The sequence below is a fragment of the Bacillus sp. DTU_2020_1000418_1_SI_GHA_SEK_038 genome, from assembly GCF_032341175.1.
In the GTDB taxonomy this organism is placed as follows: Bacteria; Bacillota; Bacilli; order Bacillales; family Cytobacillaceae; genus Cytobacillus.
Map to the genome: position 1 here is coordinate 1,476,072 of NZ_CP135435.1, position 24,419 is coordinate 1,500,490.

Annotated in this window: 23 protein-coding genes; 20 read left to right on the top strand and 3 right to left on the bottom strand. The window is 38.0% G+C overall.

Annotated features, from left to right (window positions below; all coding sequences use genetic code 11):
* Positions 1-134 precede the first annotated feature (134 nt).
* A complete protein-coding gene (locus tag RRV45_RS07340) occupies positions 135-1,409 on the top strand; it encodes a M48 family metallopeptidase (RefSeq protein ID WP_315668160.1) in 1,275 nt (424 codons plus the stop codon).
* 74 nt (positions 1,410-1,483) lie between these two features.
* On the opposite strand, the gene RRV45_RS07345 is transcribed toward RRV45_RS07340, so the two are convergent.
* Positions 1,484-1,720 (bottom strand): IDEAL domain-containing protein, encoded by a 237-nt coding sequence (locus RRV45_RS07345; protein ID WP_315668162.1) that lies wholly within the window; start codon positions 1,718-1,720, stop codon positions 1,484-1,486.
* A 188-nt stretch (positions 1,721-1,908) separates the two neighbouring features.
* Here RRV45_RS07345 and RRV45_RS07350 point away from each other — a divergent pair, with 188 nt between their 5' ends.
* Positions 1,909-2,490 carry a competence protein ComK gene (locus RRV45_RS07350; protein WP_315668164.1) on the top strand — a complete coding sequence of 194 codons (582 nt, stop codon included), beginning with the start codon at positions 1,909-1,911 and terminating at the stop codon, positions 2,488-2,490.
* A gap of 28 nt (positions 2,491-2,518) precedes the next feature.
* On the opposite strand, the gene RRV45_RS07355 is transcribed toward RRV45_RS07350, so the two are convergent.
* Both RRV45_RS07355 and RRV45_RS07360 read right to left on the bottom strand, forming a co-directional pair.
* Entirely contained in the window at positions 2,519-2,914 is a 396-nt protein-coding gene (locus RRV45_RS07355) for a hypothetical protein (protein ID WP_315668165.1), read from the bottom strand.
* 315 nt (positions 2,915-3,229) lie between these two features.
* The gene (locus tag RRV45_RS07360; protein WP_315668166.1) at positions 3,230-3,592 is read right to left on the bottom strand and encodes a winged helix-turn-helix transcriptional regulator; all 363 of its coding nucleotides are present in this window, start codon (positions 3,590-3,592) and stop codon (positions 3,230-3,232) included.
* Positions 3,593-3,719: 127 nt separating this feature from the next.
* On the opposite strand from RRV45_RS07360, the gene RRV45_RS07365 reads away from it, so the two are divergent.
* From RRV45_RS07365 to RRV45_RS07450, 18 genes are all read left to right on the top strand, one after another.
* Positions 3,720-4,835, top strand: a complete 1,116-nt coding sequence (locus RRV45_RS07365) for an S-(hydroxymethyl)glutathione dehydrogenase/class III alcohol dehydrogenase (protein ID WP_315668167.1) — start codon at positions 3,720-3,722, stop codon at positions 4,833-4,835.
* Positions 4,836-4,839: 4 nt separating this feature from the next.
* Positions 4,840-5,673: an S-formylglutathione hydrolase gene (gene fghA / locus RRV45_RS07370; protein ID WP_315668168.1), complete on the top strand. Its 834-nt coding sequence runs from the start codon at positions 4,840-4,842 to the stop codon at positions 5,671-5,673.
* A 136-nt stretch (positions 5,674-5,809) separates the two neighbouring features.
* Positions 5,810-8,140 (top strand): bifunctional glutamate--cysteine ligase GshA/glutathione synthetase GshB, encoded by a 2,331-nt coding sequence (gshAB, locus tag RRV45_RS07375; protein WP_315668169.1) that lies wholly within the window; start codon positions 5,810-5,812, stop codon positions 8,138-8,140.
* A gap of 338 nt (positions 8,141-8,478) precedes the next feature.
* Positions 8,479-8,829 (top strand): thioredoxin domain-containing protein, encoded by a 351-nt coding sequence (locus RRV45_RS07380; protein WP_315668171.1) that lies wholly within the window; start codon positions 8,479-8,481, stop codon positions 8,827-8,829.
* Between the two features lie 433 nt (positions 8,830-9,262).
* Complete coding sequence (locus RRV45_RS07385) at positions 9,263-10,201, top strand: LCP family protein (protein WP_315668172.1); 939 nt, start codon at positions 9,263-9,265, stop codon at positions 10,199-10,201.
* A gap of 217 nt (positions 10,202-10,418) precedes the next feature.
* A complete protein-coding gene (locus tag RRV45_RS07390) occupies positions 10,419-11,039 on the top strand; it encodes a TVP38/TMEM64 family protein (RefSeq protein WP_315668173.1) in 621 nt (206 codons plus the stop codon).
* 23 nt (positions 11,040-11,062) lie between these two features.
* Positions 11,063-11,617, top strand: coding sequence for a signal peptidase I (gene lepB / locus RRV45_RS07395; RefSeq protein WP_315668174.1), 555 nt, complete (start codon positions 11,063-11,065; stop codon positions 11,615-11,617).
* A gap of 141 nt (positions 11,618-11,758) precedes the next feature.
* Positions 11,759-15,016, top strand: a complete 3,258-nt coding sequence (locus RRV45_RS07400; RefSeq protein WP_315668175.1) for a BTAD domain-containing putative transcriptional regulator — start codon at positions 11,759-11,761, stop codon at positions 15,014-15,016.
* Positions 15,017-15,126: 110 nt separating this feature from the next.
* Positions 15,127-16,404 (top strand): substrate-binding domain-containing protein, encoded by a 1,278-nt coding sequence (locus RRV45_RS07405; protein WP_410489364.1) that lies wholly within the window; start codon positions 15,127-15,129, stop codon positions 16,402-16,404.
* Positions 16,405-16,501: 97 nt separating this feature from the next.
* Positions 16,502-17,275, top strand: coding sequence for an ABC transporter ATP-binding protein (locus tag RRV45_RS07410; protein WP_315668177.1), 774 nt, complete (start codon positions 16,502-16,504; stop codon positions 17,273-17,275).
* Positions 17,253-17,960 (top strand): ABC transporter ATP-binding protein, encoded by a 708-nt coding sequence (locus RRV45_RS07415; RefSeq protein WP_315668178.1) that lies wholly within the window; start codon positions 17,253-17,255, stop codon positions 17,958-17,960. Before RRV45_RS07410 ends, RRV45_RS07415 begins: the two co-directional genes overlap by 23 nt.
* Before the next feature lie 17 nt (positions 17,961-17,977).
* Positions 17,978-18,838 (top strand): branched-chain amino acid ABC transporter permease, encoded by an 861-nt coding sequence (locus RRV45_RS07420; protein WP_315668179.1) that lies wholly within the window; start codon positions 17,978-17,980, stop codon positions 18,836-18,838.
* Positions 18,839-18,843: 5 nt separating this feature from the next.
* Positions 18,844-19,842 carry a branched-chain amino acid ABC transporter permease gene (locus RRV45_RS07425; RefSeq protein WP_315668180.1) on the top strand — a complete coding sequence of 333 codons (999 nt, stop codon included), beginning with the start codon at positions 18,844-18,846 and terminating at the stop codon, positions 19,840-19,842.
* A gap of 10 nt (positions 19,843-19,852) precedes the next feature.
* A complete protein-coding gene (locus tag RRV45_RS07430) occupies positions 19,853-20,029 on the top strand; it encodes a hypothetical protein (RefSeq protein WP_315668181.1) in 177 nt (58 codons plus the stop codon).
* 28 nt (positions 20,030-20,057) lie between these two features.
* Positions 20,058-21,065 carry a 3-oxoacyl-ACP synthase gene (locus tag RRV45_RS07435; RefSeq protein ID WP_315668182.1) on the top strand — a complete coding sequence of 336 codons (1,008 nt, stop codon included), beginning with the start codon at positions 20,058-20,060 and terminating at the stop codon, positions 21,063-21,065.
* Between the two features lie 7 nt (positions 21,066-21,072).
* A complete protein-coding gene (locus tag RRV45_RS07440) occupies positions 21,073-21,969 on the top strand; it encodes an intracellular short-chain-length polyhydroxyalkanoate depolymerase (RefSeq protein WP_315668183.1) in 897 nt (298 codons plus the stop codon).
* A 13-nt stretch (positions 21,970-21,982) separates the two neighbouring features.
* Positions 21,983-22,723: a 3-oxoacyl-ACP reductase FabG gene (fabG, locus tag RRV45_RS07445; protein WP_315668184.1), complete on the top strand. Its 741-nt coding sequence runs from the start codon at positions 21,983-21,985 to the stop codon at positions 22,721-22,723.
* Positions 22,724-22,780: 57 nt separating this feature from the next.
* A complete protein-coding gene (locus RRV45_RS07450; protein WP_315668185.1) occupies positions 22,781-24,298 on the top strand; it encodes an acyl-CoA synthetase in 1,518 nt (505 codons plus the stop codon).
* The last annotated feature ends 121 nt before the right edge of the window (positions 24,299-24,419 follow it).

The following is a 24,419-nucleotide window of genomic DNA, read 5'->3' on the forward strand; positions in this document are numbered from 1 at the left end:
TTTTCGATTTTTTCTTATCGAAAATGTACAAGCTATACAAAGGCTTAAAGCTATACAAGTATTAAGAATTTGTTCTAAATATTGATTTTTGTACTAAACTTACATTGAAGGGTTGTACAAAAGGAGGGAGAGAGATGGCAAGAAAAATTGGGCTTTATGGGGTTCTATCCTATTGCCTTTATGGACTTTTCTTTTATTGGTATTTATTTTATTTTGCCGATACAAGTCTTACCTTCGAGTATCAGGGGACGAGGGCAGACCCAGCTACTTTTCTAAATGGAAGGGAGCTCATGCTTAGTGAAGAATATTCTAAAATAAGGAACTTTTTATTTTTTTTGTCTACACCATTTGAATGGCTTTTTTACCTTTTTATTTTATTGCTTGGCTTTTCTAATGCATTTAAAAAGTGGTCTGAACAGACAACCAAAATAAAGTTTTTTCAAAATGCGATTTATTTAATTTGGCTTTCCTTTTTTGCTTTTATTGCAACGATGCCACTCAATTATATTAGTTATTCTTTATCCAAAACCTATAATATTTCCACGCAAACCTTTAGCGGCTGGATGAAGGATGAGCTCATTGACTTCTGGATCAATTTCGGAACGATGATTATAATTGTTTCGGTTCTTTATTGGCTGATTAATAAAAGCCGAAAAAGATGGTGGCTCTACGCATGGCTGCTTTCGATCCCATTTACATTATTTATGATGTTTTTGCAGCCCGTTGTCATTGATCCGCTTTATAATGATTTTTATCCTCTGAAAAATAAAGAGCTGGAAGCAAAGATTTTGGCATTGGCCGATCAAGCCCATATTCCTGCCGAGCATGTATATGAAGTTAATATGTCTGAAAAGACTAATGCCTTAAATGCATATGTGAATGGAATTGGTTCCAATTCTAGAATTGTCCTTTGGGATACGACTTTGAATCGGTTAACGGAAGGGCAAATTTTATTTATTATGGCTCATGAAATGGGGCATTATGTTGAAAAGCATATTTATTTTGGAATAGCTGGGTACTTACTTTTATCCCTGGTCGGATTATATTTAGCAGCAAAGTTGTTGGGGTATGCGATTAGCAGATGGGGGAAAGCGTTGAAGGTTCCTGCGGTTAACGATATTCGCTCCTTGCCGCTCTTTTTAATCATTCTTTCCATGCTAATGTTTATTTCAAGCCCTCTTTCCAATTTTGTTTCCCGCTATCAGGAATCACGTGCGGATCAATATGCAATTGAGCTTACAAAGGATACAGATGATGCCATTTCAACTTTTCAGGAACTAACCCGTGCTGGGAAAAGTCAGGTGAATCCTCCACTGTTAGTAAAAATATTCCGCTATGGACATCCAACTATGCTGGAACGCATATCAATACTTGAAGAATATGAATTAAAAATAAAATCGCATGAGTAGACTAAGTGTCTGCTCATGTTTTTCTTTTCTCCAATAAAATAATCCCCCGGTGTTCCGGGAGATTCAAACGTTTATTACGTGCCAAATCGCTTTGTAAGTTCAATATATTTTTGGGATAAGTGAATAAATGCTGGTTTATTGCCTTCATCTAGGGAATGATCAATTTCCTTCAGTAGTTTGTTTTTTTCCGTTGTCAGCAGCACTTCTGATAGCAGCATGTCAATATAAAGATCTAAAACATACGATTCCTTTAACTTTTTCCTTTTCATGGCGTTCTTTTTCATCAGCTCTGTGTATGATTTTTCATTCATGAAAATCACCTCAACGCTTTTTACTATTATATGGAGTTCCTCCTTTTTATTAACCTAATTTTTAAAATTTTTAAAAAACATTCACGAATGGAAAGATTATGAACAATTTAGCAACTTTTTGAAAAATATGAATTTATCTGGTAATTGTTTGGTATAGTTGATGAAATATATATTGAGGAGATGAAGTAATGGTTAAATCAATGATTCCCCCATTAATTGAAGAATATGAAGTGAATTCCCACACAATGGTTATTATGCCTTTATCTTATGGCAGCAAAATTTATTCGCAAATTTGGGAGCTTGAGGATGAATTTATTTCTCCTTTCAAGCCTATTGATATTATTAGAAAGGGCTGTATTTCTTTTGGCAGCAGTTATGAAGGAAGAAAAGAAGCGACTAAACATCTAACTGGAATTACCCACAAAGCACCCATTACAGTAGACTCCACAAACTCCATTTATTTTTTTCCAACTACTTCTCCGAGCAACACTCAATGCATATGGATATCTCAAGAGCATATTCATTTTCATCGCCGTGGGGACTCAGCCAATACACAGGTATTATTTAAAAATAAAAGATCCTTGTCTATACCAGTTTCCTTTAATTCATTCAACAATCAAATTTTACGAACTGCTCTGTTAAAAACAAGACTTAGCAAGAGAATTGAAAATTTGGAGCGTAAAGACTGGTACATGATAAATGGAAAAAGAAATTTAAATGCTTCTGAAAATGAAGGGAAATATAATACAAGAGGTCATGATCTCTGTTAATGGAGAGAGGGGGTTTAGGGAGTTTTCCCTATGAGTAACCCTCTTTTTTTTCATTCTGCCAATCTTGAAGGTGGCGTCTATATAAATAAAATTCTAATAAGTCTTGAACTTTATTGCGAATACGCGGATTAAAGTAATTATGATGTTCTTCATAGCCCTTATATAAAAACATGAACATAGTAAAAGCTTCATCCCGCTTTAATTGTTCAACTTTAAGCTTGTTTCTATGCATATATTGTTTCACTTCTTTAAGTTCTTTTTGAATCACTTTCATTGTTTCTTCAATCAATTTCAAATATGGCTGCTTAAGTTTAAAAGGACTCTTGTTAATAACAATGAGATCCCGATTCAAAACGGTTAGCACCATCGGCAAATAAATAGCCTGCTCAATAATATTACGATCCTCCTCAGGAATTCTTGTCATAATCTCTTCCTCCCTCAGTTATACAAAAAAAATCACAATGTCAGCTTATAATCTTGAATTTGAGTATAAGATTCACATAATAGGAACATTTGTTCTGTAATCATTGTATATTTAAACATCATAATTTGCAAGTTCCTTTTTTTTAGATGCCTCTGGATTTTGAGTAGGAAAATTTCTCTAATTTCTCAAATTTCTCATGTACATGCTGTACAATCGAGAGGAGAAAACCCCCAAAAAGTCGTTTGAGAACAGTCAAAAAGCCACGTAACGCCTATGTACAAGCGTTTTGTGGCTTTTTATTTTTAGAACCGTTTTCTAATCAATTGATATTTTATCAGCATTCCCTTCCAAAAAATCTCTAAAATTAACTCCCCAATCACAAATGGAAGTTACAACGGGTTCTAGAAGTAAACCAATTTCACTTAGTTGATACTCTACTTTAGGAGGTACAACCGGGTATACAACTCTAGTAATGATATTATCCTCTTCTAATTCCCTTAATTGTCTAATTAACATACGTTGATTGACATTGGGAAGATATTTTTGTATTTCACTTAACCTCAATGGAGATTGTTGGAGTAAACACCATATAATTGCTATCTTCCAACGACCACCTATCACCGATAAGGCCAAGTCTTTGCTCGTGAAGAACGTTTTATCTTTATAGGAAAATTCCATATTATTTACTATCTCCTTCTATTGTAATATGTTTATAGTGACAAAAACGTCAGTATTGTCCCGTTAATTATAATGTGTAATTATATAAATTGTAAATACTATAAAATAAAGGAAAGAAGGGATTCATTTGAAAAGTAGAGCTGCTGTTGCATTTGGACCAGGAGAACCACTTAAAATTGTAGAAATTGATGTAGAAGAACCAAAAGCCAAAGAGGTATTAGTAAAAATACTGTATACATCAGTATGTCATACAGATGCTTTTACATTATCAGGTGATGATCCCGAAGGTGTATTTCCTGCTGTACTAGGTCATGAAGGTGCGGGTGTTGTCGTTGCTGTAGGGGATGAAGTGACTTCAGTAAAACCAGGGGATCACGTTATTCCGCTGTACACAGCTGAATGTGGAGAATGTAAATTCTGTCGTTCTGGTAAAACAAACTTATGTAGTGCCGTACGAGAAACTCAAGGTAAAGGTTTAATGCCTGATGGAACAACTCGTTTCTCTTATAATGGAGAACCTATTTATCATTACATGGGAACAAGTACATTTAGTGAATATACAGTTGTTTCTGAAGTCTCTTTAGCAAAAATTGATCCAGAGGCGCCACTGGATAAAGTTTGTCTATTTGGATGCGGTGTTACTACAGGGATTGGAGCTGTACACAACACAGCAAAAGTGGAAGAAGGAGCAGTGACAGCCGTATTTGGTCTTGGCGCTATTGGATTAGCTGTTATTCAAGGGTTGGTTCAAGCAAAAGCAAGCCGAATTATTGCTATAGACTTAAATGAGGATAAGTTTGAATTAGCTAAAAAAATGGGAGCAACTGATTTCATCAATCCTTCTAAATTTGATAAACCAATTCAAGAAGTCATCATTGAAATGACGGATGGAGGAGTAGATTATAGCTTCGAGTGTATTGGAAATGTTGAAGTTATGAGGTCTGCTCTTGAATGTTGTCATAAAGGCTGGGGTGAAAGTACGATTATCGGTGTAGCAGGCGCAGGTAAAGAAATTCATACTCGTCCCTTCCAATTAGTAACGGGGCGTGTATGGCGTGGTTCAGCCTTTGGAGGAGTGAAAGGAAGAACTCAACTGCCAGGAATGGTTGAAGATTATATGAATGGTGAAATCGATTTAGATTCTTTTATCACACATCACTTAGAGTTTAAAGATATTAATGAAGCTTTTGATTTGCTTCATAAGGGCGAGTCGATTCGTACGATTTTAACATATGGAGAGTGAGAAAGTGAGTCTTAAAATTATTGAAAAACATCGCTCTTTTGGCGGAGAACATTTCAAGTACAGCCATTATTCAGAAGTCTTACAATGTGATATGACATTTAGTCTTTACCTGCCTTCAAATATAGACAATAAAAAAATCCCGCTCATCTGGTGGCTCTCTGGTTTAACGTGTACAGATGATAATTTCAGTCATAAAAGCGGTTTTCAAAGATTGGCTGAAAAATATCAAACGGCTGTAATGATTCCAGATACTTCGCCTCGTGGAGAGCATGTAGCAAATGATGAAGGCTATGACCTTGGTCATGGTGCTGGTTTTTATGTAAATGCTACACAAGAGCCATGGGCTAAGCATTATAAAATGTACTCGTACATCGTAGATGAATTAACGGCGATAGCGACATCGTTAGTTCCTCATTTTTCTGGTGAAGAAAGTATTATGGGGCACTCTATGGGCGGCCATGGCGCTTTAGTAATTGGGTTGAAAAATACAGAGAGATTCAAAGCAATCTCTGCATTTTCACCGATATTAAGTCCAAGTCAAGTCCCATGGGGAATTAAAGCCTTCTCTGCATATTTAGGTGATGATCAAGCTGCCTGGAAAGAATGGGATGCTTCAGAATTAGTAAAAGAAGCGAGCATTCCACCGATTCTCATAATGCAGGGAAGTCAAGATGACTTTTATCCGGTACAGCTAGAGGAAACAGCCTTCATACAAAATGCTCGTGAACATAATCAAGTAGTGCAATATGAAAAGCTTGAAGGGTATGATCATAGCTATTACTTTATTGCAACTTTCTTAGAGGATCATTTTGCTTTTCATAAAAAGCACTTTCGTTAATTCTTATTCTCAATAAGGGATGGAATTAGTATGAAAATATCCACATTGCAGCTGAATGTGGATATTTTTGCTTGTTTCTTAATTTACTGCCCAAACGCTGTGGAAAAAAATACGTTTGATAGGAGGTAGAGATGTTATGGATTTTAAAAACATGTTAGCTAATAGCCGTGTTAAACCATACTTATTAAAAGCCCGTTTTGGGATTGAAAAGGAAAGTCATCGCGTTGATCTAGCAGGAAATTTAGCTAACACCGATCATCCTAGGAGCTTTTCAGTACGAGATGACCATCCGTATATTCAGCGTGATTTCTCGGAAACACAGATGGAATTAATCACGCCTGTAACGGAGTCGCTAGAGGAGCTGTTTAATTACTTAGCAGCGATCCATGATGTGGCTTATCGTTCTATAGGCGATAATGAAATGCTTTGGCCATTAAGCATGCCGCCACAGCTGCCTGAGAATGAGGAAGATATCATAATTGCGAAATTGAATAATGTTGAAAATGTTCAATATCGGCAGGCGCTATCGAATTCCTATGGCCGCCGTAAACAAATGATTAGTGGGGTTCATTTCAATTTTGAATTTGGCGAGGAGCTCATCCAAGCATTATTTATCTTACAATCAGAACTTCAAGATTATCGGGAATTTAAAAATGAAGTGTATCTAAAAGTTACAAGAAACTACTTACACTATCGATGGCTATTCACTTATTTATTTGGTGCTTCTCCTATTAGTGAAAAGAACTTTTTTGAAGGAGACTCTTTCAATCAGGCAGTAAGAAGCATTAGAAGCAGTAAGTTTGGCTATATAAATCACGAAGATGTTAAAGTGTCTTTTAGCAGTATACAGAACTATATAGCAGACCTTTCTTTAATGGTGAAAAAAGGCTTCCTAGTAGAAGAAAAAGAATTTTATTCAGCTGTTCGTTTAAGGGGTGGGCAGCGTGTTTCCGATTTAAAAAGAGAAGGTGTTCAGTATATCGAATTGCGTAACATAGACATTAACCCTTTTGAAAAGAATGGAATGAGCTATGAGCAAGCAGAGTTTCTACATCTTTTCTTAGTTTATCTATTATGGAAGGATGAAGGGGAGAATTGTGATGAGTGGGTAAAAATCGGCGATGACTACAATAATGCAGTAGCTCTTGAGCATCCATTCACGCACACGCAATATGAAATTGAGGCAGAAGCCATCTTGGATGAGATGGAGCATCTAGTAGATATCTTGGATTTGTCTATTTCTGATACATTATTTGCTAATGTGAGAGATATGCTTAAGGACCCAAGTAAGACTTTAGCTGGCAGACTCTATTCAGTGAGTGAAAAAAGCAATCAAAGTCAAGTAGCTACATCCATAGCAAAAGAAAATTATCAAACATCCTGGAATCAACCGTATTTATTAACAGGATTTACTGATATGGAATTGTCCACTCAAATATTAATGTTTGATGCTATCCAGCAAGGAATCAAGCTAGAGATCTTAGATCGGGAAGAACAATTTTTGAAGCTTCAATTAGAAGATCATGTGGAATATGTGAAAAATGGCAATATGACTAGTAAGGATAGCTATATTTCACCCTTAATTATGGAAAATAAAACTGTAACAAAGAAAATTCTTCACCAGCATGGATTTCGTGTGCCGAATGGGGAGGAATTTAATCATAAGGAAGACGCTCTGCATTCCTATAAATTATTTTCCACTAAAGCCTTTGTTGTGAAGCCTAAAACAACAAACTATGGCTTAGGCATATCTATCTTCAAGGAAGGTGCAAGTTACGAAGATTATGAAAAAGCCATCTCACTAGCATTTAAAGAAGATTCATCTGTTTTAATTGAGGAATTTCTAAAAGGAACAGAATATCGATTTTTTGTGTTAAATGATCAAGTGCTTGCTGTATTATTACGAATTCCTGCAAATGTTAAAGGGGACGGCAAACAAACTGTTGAAGAATTAGTCATTCAAAAGAATCGTGATCCATTAAGAGGAAGCAGTCATCGAACACCTTTAGAAACGATCCAATTAGGAGAGTTGGAAAACCTTATGCTGAAAGGCCAAGGGTACCGAATGGATTATATTCCGGAAAAAGATGAAGTCATTTATCTGCGAGAGAATTCTAATATTAGCACAGGTGGAGACTCAATTGATGTAACAGACCAAATTCCTGATGATTACAAAAAAGTAGCAGTGGAAGCGGTAGCTGCAATCGGTGCCAAAATTTGCGGCATCGATTTAATTATTGGAAATACAGATGCCCCTGCATCAGATAAAGATGCTTATGGAATAATTGAAGCGAACTTTAATCCATGTATGTACATGCATATCTATCCCTATAAGGGCGAGTCCCGACGTTTAACGATGCATATTATCCAGTATTTATTTCCTGAATTATTACAAAGTCAGGAATCAAAGTTAGTCAAATTAGAGGTACCACAAGCAAAGCGCGGATTTACAAAACTAAGCTGTTGAATGACAGTAATGTTTTTTTATGTTCAATCTAAAACAGACATACCCCGTTCTGAGTAGGGACGGGGATAAAATAATTTTGTTTATATAATGCTATGTAGAATACTTTCTGACGCATTAAATTTGATAATAAAATCGTTTAAATATATTTTACCCACAATATGCAATGTTTTAGAAAGAATTTTTTTTTCGTTTTAATCTCTTAATATTATGATTGAGATTATTTGTTTTTGTTTTATATTAATTTTTGATAAGGTTGGACATTCAATAAGTAAGCATAATTGATTTGAGAATTTACAAATTGTTGTATAATAATGGCATTAAAGAAAGGAGTTTGAGGGATGATTGCTACTTATGAAGAAAATGCAGCTAGTTTTAATAAAATTGATGCCGCAAAAGCACATGAATTGGTAAAAGGGGAAGGCGAAGCCGTTATCTATATTGGCAAGGCTGTATGTCCTTATTGTCAAAAATTCATTAAAAAACTAAAAAAAGTTGCTGAAGAAACTGATACTCATGTCTATTATGTCAATAGTGTGGAAAAATCTGATTTGGAAGGGATTACGGCCTTCCGAAATGAATACGACATTCCAACGGTTCCAGGTTTCATCTATACTAATGGTGACACCGTAAACGTTAAATGCGATTCATCTATGACAGAAGAAGAAATCAAAGCTTTTATGAATAAATAATCTGATTTGGGATTATTTGGCAGTTCGAATTTACCGGAGCGGAATAAAGAGAAAAGTTAGTTGAATTAATAGAAAATACGGTGGATTTTTATAAAACATCTATGCGAAACTGCATGGAGTGTGAACTTTTATAATAATTTTAAAGTTGGCGATTATGCATTTAGTGACTTTCATCAGGGTGCATACAGGCGAAAGCTAATCATGGGCTTTCAATTTAAGAATCAGCCTTTTAAACCATATTATCGGATGGTTTAAAGATTACTTATAGGAAACTAGATTAAAGCCGCAAGCCTTAGAGGTTTGTGGTTTTAATTTTATTTAGAATAAGGTAATACAATAAATACCAGCATGAAACAAGAAACTTTTTATCTATGAAAGTAGTCTTATATGTTTGAAAGTAAATTTCCTAAATGAAAAGGAAGGACTATTTAATATGAGATCAGATCGATATCAACAGAAAAAACAAACTAAGAAGAAGTGGAAATCAATTGTCCTCATTCTTTTTCTAATATGTTTCGGACTTATTGGGTATTCCTATTTTCAATATAAACAAGGGGTTTCACAATCCTTAAAGAAGGCAAACATAGATGGTAAAGAGGAATTTGAATTTCACGGAGATAAGGATCAGTATGGCGGCACAAATATACTTCTGCTTGGGAGTGATGCCCGCGGTAATGAAAAATCACGAGCGGATACGATAATGATCGCTCAATACCATCCAGATAAAGGCACATATAAAGTCATTTCTATTATGAGAGATATTTATGTGAATATTCCTGGATATGGAAAGCACAAGATCAATGCTGCTTTGGCTTTTGGAGGTCCGGAATTATTAAGAAAAACAATTAAGGAAAATTTTGATATAGACATTAAATATTACTCTATCGTTGACTTTAATGGTTTCGTACATCTTATTGATGAGGCATTTCCACAAGGTGTTGAAATTGAGGTAGAAAAAGCAATGTCTGCTTATATCGGAGTTACTTTACAACCAGGTCTACAACGGCTTGATGGCAAGCATTTACTTGGCTATGTCCGATTCCGTCATGATGCAGTTGGTGATTTTGGCAGGGTAGAACGGCAACAAAAGGTGATTAAGGAAATCGGCTCTCAATTTAAAAGCATTCAAACAATCGCAAAGCTGCCAAAATTAGTCGGTGTGATGACACCTTTTGTGAATACAAACATGGAAGCAACTGATATTCTTTATATAAGCAAGGATTTTATTTCAAAGGACATTCAAGACATTGGGACTTTACGAATCCCGATAGATGGTTCTTACAGCAATCAAAGAGTTAGCGGTTCTGGGTCTGTTCTAGCAATAGATCTTGAAAAAAATAAACAGGCAATTCATGAATTTTTAGCAAAATAATATTCTTTTTCCCAAAAATGGGTGTACAATTAAATAGAAAGAGGTAAAAATAAGTATACCTTTTCTAGTTTGAGAAATGTCTAGCTTCAGCGCCTACCCCCTCGAGGTCACAAGTCAATCCTCCCAGAAAGGAAAAGACACCTTTCCGTGAGGCTTGTCTTGTGCTTGTCGGGGGTGAGCAAGGCGCTTCCGCTTTTCTGTTTACAAGGAGATAATAATGGATTTAGAGTGGCTTAAAGATTGGTTTACACTTGAACATATAATGGAATTAATAGATAAATATCGTTCCTTTGGCCCGCTTCCAGGTATTTTGCTGCCAATGATCGAGGCCTTCTTGCCATTTCTTCCACTATTTTTATTCGTAATGGCAAATGCAAATGCATTTGGATTATGGCTGGGCTTCCTATTTTCATGGATTGGCGCAACATTAGGAGCGTTGTTAGTTTTCATATTAGTACGGAAGTATGGACAGCGCCGGGTGCTGAGGATGCTTAGAAAGCATTCGCAAGTACAAAAGCTTATGGCATGGGTGGAAAGACATGGGTTTGGTCCGTTATTTATTCTTATATGCTTTCCTTTCACACCTTCAGCGGTAGTAAATATTGTTGCAGGTCTTTCAAAAATTAGCATCGCTCAGTATATGCTCGCCGTCTTGACAGGAAAGCTCGTTATGATATTTACGATCAGCTTTATTGGATATGATATTAAATCCCTGATCACACAGCCGATTCGATCTGCGATTGTAGGAGTTATTATCTTTATCCTTTGGTATGTTGGAAAAAGAATTGAAATAAAAATGAATATAAAGATGGAGAGGGAAAGGGACTACCAAGAGTAAAGGTTTGGAGGGGAGGAGAAAAAATGAGTGAGGGGATGAAAAAAGAAGGAATTGAGTGGATAAAGGCCTTCGCTATCGGAATTATTATTTTTGCTTTTATACGAACCTTTTTCTTTTCTAATTATATTGTTGAAGGTGAATCAATGGAACCAACGCTTGAAAATGGCAATAAGTTAATTGTCAACAAGATTGGGACTCAGATTGGGGAATTGCACCGGTTCGATGTCATTGTTTTTCACCATAGCAAGGAAGAAGACTTTGTGAAAAGGGTTATTGGTTTGCCGGGCGATAAGGTTGAATACCATAATGATGAGCTCTATATTAATGGGGAAAAAGTATATGAACCATACCTCGAAAAGTTTCGCAAAGAGGCATTTGGAAGTATGCTGACTGGAGATTTTACCTTGATGGAGGCTGCAGGTGCTGAGACTGTCCCAGAAGGGAAGATTTTTGTTTTGGGAGATAACCGTGCCAAAAGCTGGGATAGCCGTCATTATGGATTTATATCTGCTGATCAGGTAGTCGGAAAAGTAAACCTTAGATATTGGCCGATTGATGAAATGGATATTTCCTTCTAGACTTAGCTTTAATGGGACTCGAAACAACTCGGGTCCTTTTTTGAAGGAAAATATAGGTTTAATAGCGAAGTTAAAACAGACATTATTTTTTTTGAAATAAGTAGTCGGAAAATTAAGATTCTTGGAAGTGAGGGAAGTAATTTGTTCAAATTTATGCCTATTATCCGAACGAAGCTTCTCGTTCCAGATGTGAAAATAGAATCCATTAGAAGAGCAGCTTTAACGAAAAAGATGAAATTAATTACTAGTTATCCTTTGACCATTATTCATTCAGGAGCGGGCTACGGGAAAAGTACAGCGCTCGCTCTATTTGTTAACGATGAAAAAAAAGATTGCAGCTGGTATTCAATCTCCGCAGCTGATGATGATATTCTTCCTTTTCTGTCATATTTAATTTCCTCGATCCAATCATCAATTCCAGAGTTCGGAAAGAACCTGGCTTTGATGATGAAGGATATGGACAGGTATATTAGAGATGAAGAAATCAGTATGCTAAGTTCCCTTTTTATTAATGAACTGCTGTCCATCGAAAAAGAACTTTTTATCATTCTAGATGATTTTCATCAAATTGAACAATCCTATACGGTTAATCGGTGGATGGAAAAGTTGCTTGATCACATTCCTTCGAATATTCATTTTATTATTTCCAGCAGAAGCCGCCCTGTGTGGAAACAGCTGACGAAAATGAAGGTATGTAATCAGCTGCTCGAAATCACGAAAGACGATCTCCTTATGACAATAGATGAGGCGGAGCTTTTGCTAAACGACTATTATGATATAAATGTTAACGAAGAACAGTTAGCACAAATTTATGCGTTAACTGAGGGATGGGTCATTGCCATTGGGATGATTGCCCAGCAGATTCCGGGAAACGGTGACTTTTCCAACTTGCATTCAAGACCCTCTCAATCTCTTCAAGATTTATTTCAGTATTTGGCTTTGGAGGTTTTTGCAAAACAGCCGCCAATTATCCAGCAATTTTTAGAACAGACGTGTATATTCGATGAATTAAGTGCAGAGATTTGTGACTCAGTATTAGGCATAACGGGTTCATCCTCAATCCTTCATCAAATTATCGAAAAAAATTTGTTTATTTATCGTATTGGAGAAAAGCAATTTAAGTATCACGCATTATTTAAAGAGTTTTTAGAGAATCAATTAAAGGTAAAGGATCCAGAAACTTTTCAGTCTTTGCATGAGCGAACCGCCCGTTTTTTTGAACGAAAAAAACAATGGGAAGAGGCTTTGCTGCATTATGAGAAAATCCAGTATAGCGATGCAGTTGCTTCCGTCTTAAATGAAGTTGGCTTTAGGATGCTGGAGAATGGGAAGCTTGAAAATCTCTATGACCGGCTCATGTTTATTTCAGAAAAGGAAAAAGACAAATTTTATCCTCTTTGGTTTTTGCAAGGGGAGGTTCTTCGGTATCGCTCCAATTACAATGAGGCAGAGGCATGTTATATGAAAGCTGCACAAATGGCTGAAGAAAAAGATAATTTGCTTGAAAAAAGCCGGGCACTTGAAGGACAGGCAAAAATCTATCTGGACACGATTCAGCCGCATAAAGCCGAGAGGATTCTTTTTCAGGCAATCGAAATTAGAGAAAAATATGATATTCAGTCGAAGGATGAGACAGCAAAGCTCTATCATCTTCTAGCAGAAAACCTGTTAAATTCCGGTCAATATATGAAAGCTGAAAAATGGATTAAAAGGGCTGGTAATCTGAATGTACCCCATTTTAATAACAGCCTTGAGGCAAGATTATATTTGCGGACCGGAAGATTCGGGCAAGCGAAGAAGATATTATCGAACGATAAAAAGAGAGAAGCTTCTGGAAAAACACCTCTGCCCCAATCTCATCGGGAAACGGATATTCTTCTATCTCTTATTGAGGGTCTTACTGGAAACGGAAATCAAGCAAAGTCACTCGCACAGGAAGGGATACAGCATGGCATTAGCATAAAGGCTCCTTACGTTGAGGCATGTGGCTGGATGAGAATGGGTCATGCCATTCAAATTGTAAACGATTATGACCTATCATTAGCGGAGAAGTGCTATGAAACAGCACTCGATATTATGAACCGGCTGCGAATCGAGAGGGGAAAAGCGGAGCCGCTAATGGGGCTGTGCTTACTATATGGGAGCAAAGGGGAATTCGAAAGAGCAATGTCAGCAGGCAATGCCGCCCTTGCTGAAACAGAAAAAGTAAAGGATATTTGGTTGTCAGCCCTTATTCAGCTTGCGTTGGGGATTTCAGCAGTTTATAGCAAGCATTATTCTTATGCCTCTGAATCTATCAAAAAGGCAACCAGCCATTTTAACGAGTGTGGAGATCAATATGGAAACATGCTTTGTCTTTACTGGCAAACATATATTTACTATAGCCAAAATGAGCCAGTATCTCTCTTGGAAATACTTCCTCTTTTATTAAAAGAGGTGCAATCAGGCGAATATGAATTTATTTTTAATAAAAGGACTATGTTTGGTCCTAGAGATTTGCAAATATTTGCTCCAATTCTTATTGAGGCACAGAGACAAAAATTCATGCCACAATTGGTAGCAAGGCTTCTCCAGGAAATGAATTTGTCAAAGGTAGACTTTCATCCAGGCTATACACTTAGAGTGAATACCCTAGGAAGATTTCAAGTTTGGCTAGGTGAAAAAGAGGTGGAAGAGAAGGATTGGCAGCGGGGAAAAGCTAAAGAGTTACTGCAATTATTTATTACAAATGCTCATAAATTAATTCCTAAGGAGCAAATTTATCAGCTTCTATGGACTGATCAGGATGAAAAAAGTGCGGCAAGGGATTTTAAAGTTGCATTAAATGCTCTTAACAATGTTCTTGAACCGAATCGGAAAGCTAGAAGGACCCCCTTTTTTATTGTGAGGGAAGGAACAGCATACGGGTTAAATCCTCATGCCGTTCTAGAGGTTGATAGCCAGGCTTTTGAACAATGGATCACAGCTGGATTGGAAGAAAAGACAACAGAAAAGGCAACGAGTTATCTGGAAAAGGGCCTTAAAATTTACAAGGGAGACTATTTGCCAGAGCGCAGATTTGATGATTGGTGCCTGAATGAAAAAGAAAGATTATCCGTATTTTTTATTAGGGCAGCAGAAAAGCTGGCTCAGCTTTATGTGAGAAGTGAGGAATATGACAAGGCTATACATTGGTGCAGTAAAATATTAGAGAAAGACCGTACATGGGAGGAAGCCTACCGACTTACGATGTATTGCTATTATCGGAAAAACAACCGTCCCTTCGCACTAAAATGGTACCAAAAATGCTGTGAAATATTGGAGGAAGAGCTTGGCGTTCCCCCTCTTGATCCAACGCGCCATATGTATGAAATGATTCTAGAATCAGGAAACACACTAAACTCAGTCAGGCAGCCATAAGGTTGCCTTTTCTGATTTCTTTCATAATTTGTAACTCATTTGTAACCCCAATTATTTATGATTGCTTCAATGCTAGGTTTTTATTTTGAAAGGAAGAAGGGGGAAAGATGATGACAGTTTTGTCTCGTAAAATGGGTTTTATTTGTATGCTAATGCTTGTCATGTTATTCGCTGGCGCTTGCAGCGGAACAACAGAGAAGACTGGAAACGGAAATGAAAACACAAACAATAATAACAATAACACCAGCAAGCCAGAAGAAGAGCCAGAAGAAAAGGAAAGCAGTGAGCCGATCAAGATCGGTGTTCTTGCTTCACAGACAGGAGGCCTAGAATCCTATGGGAAGCAAACATTACAAGGATTCGAACTTGGTCTTGATTACGCAACGAACGGTACGAGAGAGGTAGCAGGCAGAAAGATTGAAGTATTTATAGAAGATACGGAAACGAAGCCTGAGGTAGCCGTTCAAAAAGCAACAAAGCTTCTCGAAGAACACGGAGTGGATTTCTTAGTAGGGTCTTCCAGCTCAGGAGATACACTAGCTGTTCTCCCGCTAGCAGAAGAATATGAAAAGATTATGGTTGTTGAACCAGCGGTGGCAGACACGATTACAGGATCTGAGTTTAATAAATATATTTTCCGGACAGCTCGCAACTCCTCGCAGGATGCGGTGGCAGGAGCAGCAGCGATTGCAGGCGAAGGTGTTAAAATTGCAACCCTTGCACCAGATTATTCGTTCGGCCGAGATGGGGTAGAAGCCTTTAAGGAAGCAGCAATTAAGCTTGGAGCGGAAATTATTCATGAAGAGTATGCTGACCCCGCTGCTACAGACTTCACGTCAAATATTCAAAAAATCATTGATTCTAAACCAAATTATTTATTTGTTGTCTGGGCAGGTGCAAACTCCCCATGGAATCAAATCGCTGATATGAAGGTTCAGGAAAAAGGAATAAAAATTTCGACAGGGGCGCCAGATATTCCTGCTTTATCTACAATGGAGCCGCTGATTGGCATGGAAGGATTTACTGTATACTATCATGATTTGCCAGCGAATGATATAAACAAATGGCTAGTAGAAGAACATAAAAAGCGCTTTAACGGTGAAGTCCCTGATTTATTTACTCCAGGTGGAATGACCGCAGCTATCGCCATTGTTGAGGCATTGAAGAAAACAGAAGGAAATGCAGAAGCCGATACATTAATTGCTGCAATGGAAGGAATGAGCTTCGAAACGCCTAAAGGAAAAATGACTTTCCGTCCAGAAGATCACCAAGCACTACAAACGCTATATGCTATTAGGCTGGAGAAGAAGGATGGAGTCCCTTATCCGGTTCCAGTGTTAATTCGCGAATTAAGCCCTGAAGAGACAGAACCGCCAATCAGAAACTAAGAATGACGGGAAATTTCCCACAGAAACAATGAACTTCGGTGTTATACCGAGGTTCATTGTTTCTATAACTAATTAAAAAGCCAGGTGGTGAATGAGAGTGAAATCAATTATAGAGACAAAGGATTTATCCATTACATTTGGCGGCCATACAGCTGTGGACCGTGTGAGTATAGCAGTTCCTGAAAACCACTTTAAGTCTATTATTGGCCCCAATGGAGCTGGTAAAACAACTTTCTTTAATCTATTAAGCGGACAGCTGATGCCAACGGAGGGGCAAATTTTCTTCAGAGAAAAAGAGATTACTAAAATGTCAACGACAGAAAGAACACGTCTTGGAATTGGAAGGTCCTTTCAAATCACGAATGTTTTTCCTAATTTAACTGTTTTGGAGAATGTCAGGCTCGCAGTACAGTCCCAAGCGGGAACACGCTTTCAGATGCTAGCCCATTATCGGAAATATAAAGTTTTTGAGGAAAAGGCAGAAGAATGGCTAGAGCTCGTGCTTCTCCAAAATAAAAAAGAGATTTTAGCTAGAAACTTAGCCCACGGGGAAAAAAGAAAGCTGGAAATTGCCATGCTATTAGCCTTGAATACAGAGGTTCTTCTCCTTGATGAGCCGACAGCTGGAATGTCCGTTGAAGAGGTGCCTGCTATCCTGGAAGTTATTAAAAAAATAAAGCAGGGGAAGGATCGAACAATCATCTTAATTGAACACAAAATGGATATGATTCTGGATTTATCTGACACTGTCATGGTTCTATTCAATGGGAGATTACTAGCAGACGGAACTCCAGAGGAAATCATGAAAAACGAGACTGTTCAGTCCGCGTATTTAGGGGGTCTGTACGATGACAGTTCAATTAAAGCTTAATAACATTGAGACGCATATTGGACAATATCATATTTTGCAGGGAGTTTCATTTGAAGCGCGAAAAGGAGAAGTAACTGTTCTGCTTGGGAGAAATGGTGCAGGAAAAACGACAACCCTAAGAACCATTATGGGGCTGAATCCTCCGTCAAAAGGGGCGATTTTTTACAAAGGGGAAGGAATCGAAGGATTGCCAACATACAGTGTGGCACAGAAAGGGATTGGGTATGTCCCTGAGGATCAAGGTATTTTTGCCGGCTTGACAGTTGAGGAAAATATGAAGGTAGCAATGAAAAATGATGATGATGAAACGAAGGCAAGGCTCCAATGGATATTAGGCTTATTCCCCGATTTAAAGACATTTTGGAAAAAGCCGGGAGGGCTTTTAAGCGGCGGGCAAAAACAAATGCTGTCTATTGCGAGAGCCTATATTAATGATAATGATTTGCTTTTAATAGATGAGCCAAGCAAGGGTCTGGCACCAATTGTAGTGGAAAAGGTGATGGAAACTATTCTGCAAATGAAGGAGCAGACAACCATCGTCCTCGTTGAACAAAATTTTATAATGGCCAGTACAATTGGCGATCAGTTCTACATTATTGACGATGGGCGGACAGTGAGCGAAGGACATATGGCCCAGTTAAAAGAAGATGCAGACATGCGGAGAAAGTATTTAGGAATTGCATAAAGAAAGGAGGAAAAGATATGGATGTTTTAATTACTTTGACATTAAACGGATTAGCGACTGGAATGCTTATATTTCTGCTTGCCGCTGGTTTAACGTTAATTTTTGGTCTCATGGATGTATTAAACTTTGCTCATGGCGGGCTTTTTGCATGGGGAGCCTATAGCGGAACATGGCTATATGCAGCGACAGGGAGCTTCATTATAGCGATTGCTGGCGCTATTGTTACAGGGCTTATTCTTGGATTGCTGACTGAAAGATGGATCATCAAACCAGTCTACGGAAATCATATTCAACAAATTTTAATTACACTTGGCCTCATGCTAGTCTTGTCTGAGTTATTAAAAGTTGTGTGGGGACCTAATCAATTATCTGCTTCACCGCCCCCATATTTGGCTGGAAGCTGGGAGCTTGGAAACGTCATTATTATTAAGTATCGAGTATTTATTATCGCCGTTGGACTGCTCGTGTTCGGAATTGTTCAATATATTTTAAAAAACACAAAAATAGGTTTGATCGTAAGAGCTGGCGTCATGGACAAAGAAATGGTGCAATCGCTTGGAATTAATATTCAAAGAGTATTTATGTTTGTTTTTATGGTTGGTGCTGGAATGGCTGCACTTGGCGGAGTGATGCTTGGACCTTATTCAGGCGTCATCTATGCAGAGATGGGCCTTGAGTTTGCAATTTTAGCTTTCATAGTTGTTGTTATTGGAGGGATGGGCAGCTTTCCGGGCTCTATATTGGCTGCCATATTAGTGGGCTTGTCAGGATCATTTATGGCCTACTATGTTCCTTCACTTTCTTTAGCTGTCAATATGCTATTAATGGCAATCGTTTTAATTTTTAGACCACAGGGATTGTTTGGATTAAAGGGGTGAGGAAGATGAGATTATTAGCTGCTGGCAGAATGAATTTTGTGTACTTAATAACGGCAATCTTTCTCCTTATTTTGCCATTTGTATATGAATCTAGAACTCTGCTAATTTTGCTGACACAAGTGTTTATTTTTGCAATTTTTGCGATGAGCTATGATATTTTGCTAGGATTTACCGGAATCGTTTCTTTCGGGCATGCAATGTTTTTTGGAATAGGCGCATACACAATTGGCGTCTTTATGAAGCGGTTTGATCCGACTATTCCGTATCTTTTATTAGCTGTTTTAGTGACGATTATTTTAACATCCATTGTGAGCTTAGTTCTAGGTCTGCTAACTTTACGTCTTAAAAGTCATTTTTATGCAATGTTAACTCTGGCCTTCTCGGGTCTTTTCCTCGTTTTAGCTGAAAAATGGAGAACGGTTACGTATGGCAATGACGGGTTTACCTTCCGAATTCCAGAATTATTAAAAGACCGGACCGATTTTTATCTTATTTGCCTTGTCACGATGATTTTGGTATTTGCCATTCTTAAAAGATTTACAAATTCCCCTTTAGGAAGAGTTCTGCAAGCTATTCGGGAAAATGAACAAAGAACAGAATCTCTCGGCTACAGCATTCTTCATTATAAGGTCATTGCGAGTGTCATTTCGGGTGTAATGGCGGGAATGGCAGGTCTTCTTTATTCTATGTCGCTGCGATTTGTAAATACGAGTGTATTCACTATGGATATTACACTTGATGCTTTGCTCATGACCATAATTGGAGGAGTGGGAACGTTAGTTGGCGCGATCATTGGGGCAGGATTAATAGAATTTGCTCATCACTGGCTAACTGAATTGGCAAAGATCCATTGGATCTTTGAACGCTGGATCATCTTCTTCGGAATTATATATATTTTGGTCGTCATGTTCTTTCCAATGGGAATCGTTGGAACATTGAAAAAGCTGAAAGTAAGACGAACGAAGAAAAAGGAGAGTAAGAAGGAAGAGAAAATTGCAAGTTAGGGGGAGCAGGATGGAGCAAAAGCAAATTGCCTCTTTCATCGTCCGCTTTCATTTAGCAGAGATAGATGAGCAGACAGGAAAGAAAAAATGGCGCATTAAAGTGTCCCATGTTCAGGAGGATATAGAAATATTATTCGAAACTATTGAGGATGCGATGAACTTTATGAGGAATATAATTGGAGATTAGCAAGTAGAAAAAGAATGGAAGTGTTTTAATGAGTATAGGTATTCTTAGCACTGGAATCTACCTGCCCGAAGATTATATAACTGGTGAGGAAATTGCAAGAATGGCAGGAATTCCTAAAGAGATTGTGGAAGGTAAAATGGGGATAAAAAGGAAAACCATTCCTGGCTCGGAAGACCATACATGCCAAATGGGAATTCGTGCGGCAAAGAAGGCCATTAAAAAAGTGAATCTAGATCCATTGACCATTGACCTTGTCATCTATATTGGTGAAGAGCATAAGGAATACCCGCTTTGGACAGCCGGTATTAAGCTGCAGGAGGAAGTTGGGGCGTTGAATGCGTGGGCCTTCGATGTGGCTCTTCGCTGTGGAACGACAGTCATGGCCTTAAAGGTAGCAAAAAATATGATGATTGCAGATCCGGCAATCAATACTGTGCTTTTAGCCGGAGGATACAGGAATGGAGATTTTATCGATTATCATAACCCTCGAACAAGATTTATGTATAATCTTGGGGCAGGCGGAGGGGCGATTATTTTACAAAAGAACTGCAAGAAAAATTTATTACTAGAGACAGAGATGCTGACAGACGGCTCTTTTTCTGAAGATGTTGTCGTTGTGGCAGGCGGGACGAAACATCCGCTGACACAGCAGGCGTTGGAGGAAGGAAAAAATAAACTAGACGTTCTTGATCCTGCTGGCATGAAAGAGCGTCTTGAAAAAAAATCGATGAAGAATTTTCTTCATGTTATTCGTAAATCAGTTCTGAATAGCGGATATGAAGAGAAGGATATTTCTTATGTCGGGATGCTTCATATGAAGAAGTCAGCCCATCACTATGTGTTAAAGGAGTTAGGATTATCAGAGGAGGCCTCAATCTATTTAGAGGAATATGGCCATATCGGTCAAATGGATCAAATCTTATCATTAGAGCTTGCTGAAACATCTGGGAAACTGAAAAACGGTAATGTAGTTGTACTAGTCAGTGCGGGCATTGGCTATGCTTGGGGAGCTTCTGTAATTCGATGGGGAGAGTGATTTAGAAGTGACAGAAATAATGATAAAAAACGTAAATCTGCCGAATGGGGAAACGATTTTCTATCGTGAAAGATTAGGAGGAACAAAAAACGTTCTACTCGTTCACGGCAATATGAATTCCTCAAAGCATTGGGATGTTGTTCTAGAAAACATGGATCCTAAATACAAGCTCTACGCGATCGATCAGAGAGGCTTTGGGCTATCAAGCTATCAAAATCCAATCTATTCCATTAAAGAGCTTGCCGATGATATTGATCATTTCACGAAAGCAATTGGATTAAAGGATTTTTCAATAGTAGGGTGGTCTATGGGAGGCACAGTTTGTATGCAATATGTCGCCAATAATCCCGATGTGTGCGATAAAATGATCTTGCTTGCATCAGGTTCCACAAGGGGGCATCCGCTATATGAATCAGATGAAAACAGAATGCCAGACTTAAATCGGCGTGTTGAAACATATGCCCAGACAAAGAGAGAGAAAGCAAAAGTCATCACAACCGAGCATGCATACGCAACGAGAAATCGTGAATTATTAAGAATGATTAATGATGCTGTTATTTATACAAAAAACAAACCTGATCCGGAACGCTACGAAGAGTATATTGATGATATCCTTACCCAAAGGAATTATGCTGAAATTGTCCATGCCTTGAATACGTTTAATATTAGTCGGACATTTAACGGTTTAATAGAAGGAACAGGGGAGGCAGAGAAAATAAAAATTCCTACACTTGTCCTCTTAGGAGACAGGGATTTAGTGATCACTAGACAAATGAATGAAGAAATTTTAGAGGATATTGGGGAGAATGCAAGCTTTGTACAATTAAAGGATTGCGGTCATTCCCCGCTGATTGATGATTCGGAGCAGCTGCTTCAAGTGATGTCTGAATTTTTAGATAGATGAGGGGGGGGTTAACATGAGACTTAAAGATAAGGTTGCCATTATTACTGGGGCTGCCAATGGGATTGGATTTGCTGCCGTGCAAACCTTTGCAAGGGAAGGTGCAGCTGTAGCTCTTGCTGATTTTGATGCAGACTTAGGAGCAGATAGAGCTAGAGAGCTGAAGGAGCAGGGATATTGTGCTGAGTTTTTTCAAGTAAATGTAGCGGATCGAGAAAGCATTAATCAAATGGTATCAGCTGTGAATAATACTTTTGGGAAAATTGATATTTTAATCAATAATGCAGGAATTACAAGAGATGGCATGCTAACAAAGCTGTCTGCAGAGGATTTTCAGTCTGTGCTTGATGTGAATTTAACTGGGGTTTTCCAATGTACACAAGCAGTACTGCCTTTCATGCTCCAACAAGGAAAAGGCAAAATCATTAATACTTCTTCTGTTTCAGGGGTATATGGTAATATTGGCCAAACAAATTATGCCGCGACTAAAGCGGGGGTAGTCGGGATGACGAAAACTTGGGCAAAGGAGCTTGGCCGTAAAGGGATTAATGTAAATGCAGTGGCTCCAGGGTTTATAAATACCGGAATGACGGCTAAAGTTCCTGAAAAGGTAATTGGACAAATGAAAATGATGATACCGCTAGAGCGTCTCGGAAGTCCTGAGGATATTGCCAACGCATATTTATTCTTAGCTTCTAATGAATCGGATTATGTTAACGGTACGGTCCTTCATGTAGATGGGGGGATTATGATGTAACTCCTATGTAACTCTCTTTCTTTAATATGATGGTATCTTGATTAAGGAGAGATTATAGTGGGGTGGGAACTCGATTGGCTGGAGAATAGAGCGAGATTATCACCGGCTTCTGTTGCCATCATTGAAGCCGATACGAATCATAAGCGGACATATGATGAAGTGAATAAGCGAGCACTAGCAATAGCGTGCTGGTTGGATCATCAAGGGGTGAAAAAGGGCGATCGAGTTGCTTTACTTTCACCTAATCATATAAGTTATTTTGATTTCTTGTTTGCCTGCGGAAAGCTTGGAGCAGTATTTGTTCCGGTCAATTGGCGCTTATCTGGTGAAGAAATTAAATATATACTTAATGATTGTCATCCCAAAATCATTGGCTGCCATTCAGATTTTACAGAATTGCTGAAAGGCAGTTGCATTGATGGAACGCAAGTGGTGCAAATCAATTGTCATCAATATGAAGAAATCATAACTGGCACTTGGGCAGATAGAATTGAAAGCAATTTAACTGAAACAGATCCATTAGTCATTATTTATACGGGAGGGACGACAGGGAATCCAAAGGGGGTTGTCCTTTCACATCAATCTATTTTATGGAATGCTATGAATACGATTATCAGCTGGAATTTGACTAGTTCAGATAAGACACTTACGTATTTGCCATTATTCCATACTGGAGGTTTGAATGCGCTCTCCATCCCTTTGTTATTAATTGGCGGGACAGTAGTGATTGCTGAATATTTTGAACCTGTAAAAGCGATGGAGTACTTAAATTTGTTTAAATGCTCAATCGTATTATTTGTACCAACAATGTACCATATGATCACGGAATCACCTGAATTTACAAAAACAAGCTTTCCTTATACAAAATTATTTCTTTCTGGAGGAGCACCGTGTCCGCTGGAAATCTATGAAAAGTTCAAGCAGAAAGGACTTCCATTTAAAGAGGGCTATGGACTATCAGAGGCTGGTCCGAATAATTTTTTTATTACAGCTGATCAAGCAACGGTAAAAAAAGGTTCTGTCGGAAGGCCAATGATTTTCAATGAAATCATGCTTATCAAAGAAGATGGGTCAGAAGCAATTGTTGATGAGGTAGGTGAGGTCCTGATAAAGGGAAAGCACTCCTTCAGCCATTATTGGAACAATGAAAAGGCAACAAAGGAAGCCGTTAAAGATGGTTGGCTTTATACAGGTGATTTAGCAAGAAAAGATTCAGATGGATTTTTCTTTATTGTAGGCAGGAAGAAAGAAATAATTATTACCGGGGGAGAAAATGTATATCCCTTAGAGGTTGAACAGTGGTTATCTGCACATCCAGAAATCAATGAAGCCGCAGTTATTGGACTTCCTGATCGAAAATGGGGAGAAGCAGTTACAGCTTTCCTCACTCTTAAAGACAAGGCGGTTATTACAGAAGAGGAAATTAAAAGCTATTGCCGTATCAAATTAGGGAAATATAAAATACCGAGAAACATTTTTGTCTTAAAGGAGCTGCCAAAAACGCCTGTCGGTAAAGTGGATAAAAAGCAATTAAAGCGGATTGGGACTGAAAACTCCATAATAAAAGATTGTTAGCTGCGCGATCATTGGTCGCGCTTTTTGTATTTCTTTTTACCATTAATTAACGTAGGTCAATCCAAACGAATGCTCTCATATATGTTAAAATATTTAATAGAAATTGGAATGTAATGTCGAA

Bases quoted from the DNA above. Each gene is read 5' to 3' on its own strand.
- RRV45_RS07340 (WP_315668160.1), top strand. From the start codon at position 135: ATGGCAAGAAAAATTGGGCTTTATGGGGTTCTATCCTATTGCCTTTAT.
- RRV45_RS07345 (WP_315668162.1), bottom strand. From the start codon at position 1,720: ATGAATGAAAAATCATACACAGAGCTGATGAAAAAGAACGCCATGAAA.
- RRV45_RS07350 (WP_315668164.1), top strand. From the start codon at position 1,909: ATGGTTAAATCAATGATTCCCCCATTAATTGAAGAATATGAAGTGAAT.
- RRV45_RS07355 (WP_315668165.1), bottom strand. From the start codon at position 2,914: ATGACAAGAATTCCTGAGGAGGATCGTAATATTATTGAGCAGGCTATT.
- RRV45_RS07360 (WP_315668166.1), bottom strand. From the start codon at position 3,592: ATGGAATTTTCCTATAAAGATAAAACGTTCTTCACGAGCAAAGACTTG.
- gshAB (WP_315668169.1), top strand. From the start codon at position 5,810: ATGGATTTTAAAAACATGTTAGCTAATAGCCGTGTTAAACCATACTTA.
- RRV45_RS07380 (WP_315668171.1), top strand. From the start codon at position 8,479: ATGATTGCTACTTATGAAGAAAATGCAGCTAGTTTTAATAAAATTGAT.
- RRV45_RS07385 (WP_315668172.1), top strand. From the start codon at position 9,263: ATGAGATCAGATCGATATCAACAGAAAAAACAAACTAAGAAGAAGTGG.
- RRV45_RS07390 (WP_315668173.1), top strand. From the start codon at position 10,419: ATGGATTTAGAGTGGCTTAAAGATTGGTTTACACTTGAACATATAATG.
- lepB (WP_315668174.1), top strand. From the start codon at position 11,063: ATGAGTGAGGGGATGAAAAAAGAAGGAATTGAGTGGATAAAGGCCTTC.
- RRV45_RS07405 (WP_410489364.1), top strand. From the start codon at position 15,127: ATGACAGTTTTGTCTCGTAAAATGGGTTTTATTTGTATGCTAATGCTT.
- RRV45_RS07415 (WP_315668178.1), top strand. From the start codon at position 17,253: ATGACAGTTCAATTAAAGCTTAATAACATTGAGACGCATATTGGACAA.
- RRV45_RS07420 (WP_315668179.1), top strand. From the start codon at position 17,978: ATGGATGTTTTAATTACTTTGACATTAAACGGATTAGCGACTGGAATG.
- RRV45_RS07425 (WP_315668180.1), top strand. From the start codon at position 18,844: ATGAGATTATTAGCTGCTGGCAGAATGAATTTTGTGTACTTAATAACG.
- RRV45_RS07430 (WP_315668181.1), top strand. From the start codon at position 19,853: ATGGAGCAAAAGCAAATTGCCTCTTTCATCGTCCGCTTTCATTTAGCA.
- RRV45_RS07435 (WP_315668182.1), top strand. From the start codon at position 20,058: ATGAGTATAGGTATTCTTAGCACTGGAATCTACCTGCCCGAAGATTAT.
- fabG (WP_315668184.1), top strand. From the start codon at position 21,983: ATGAGACTTAAAGATAAGGTTGCCATTATTACTGGGGCTGCCAATGGG.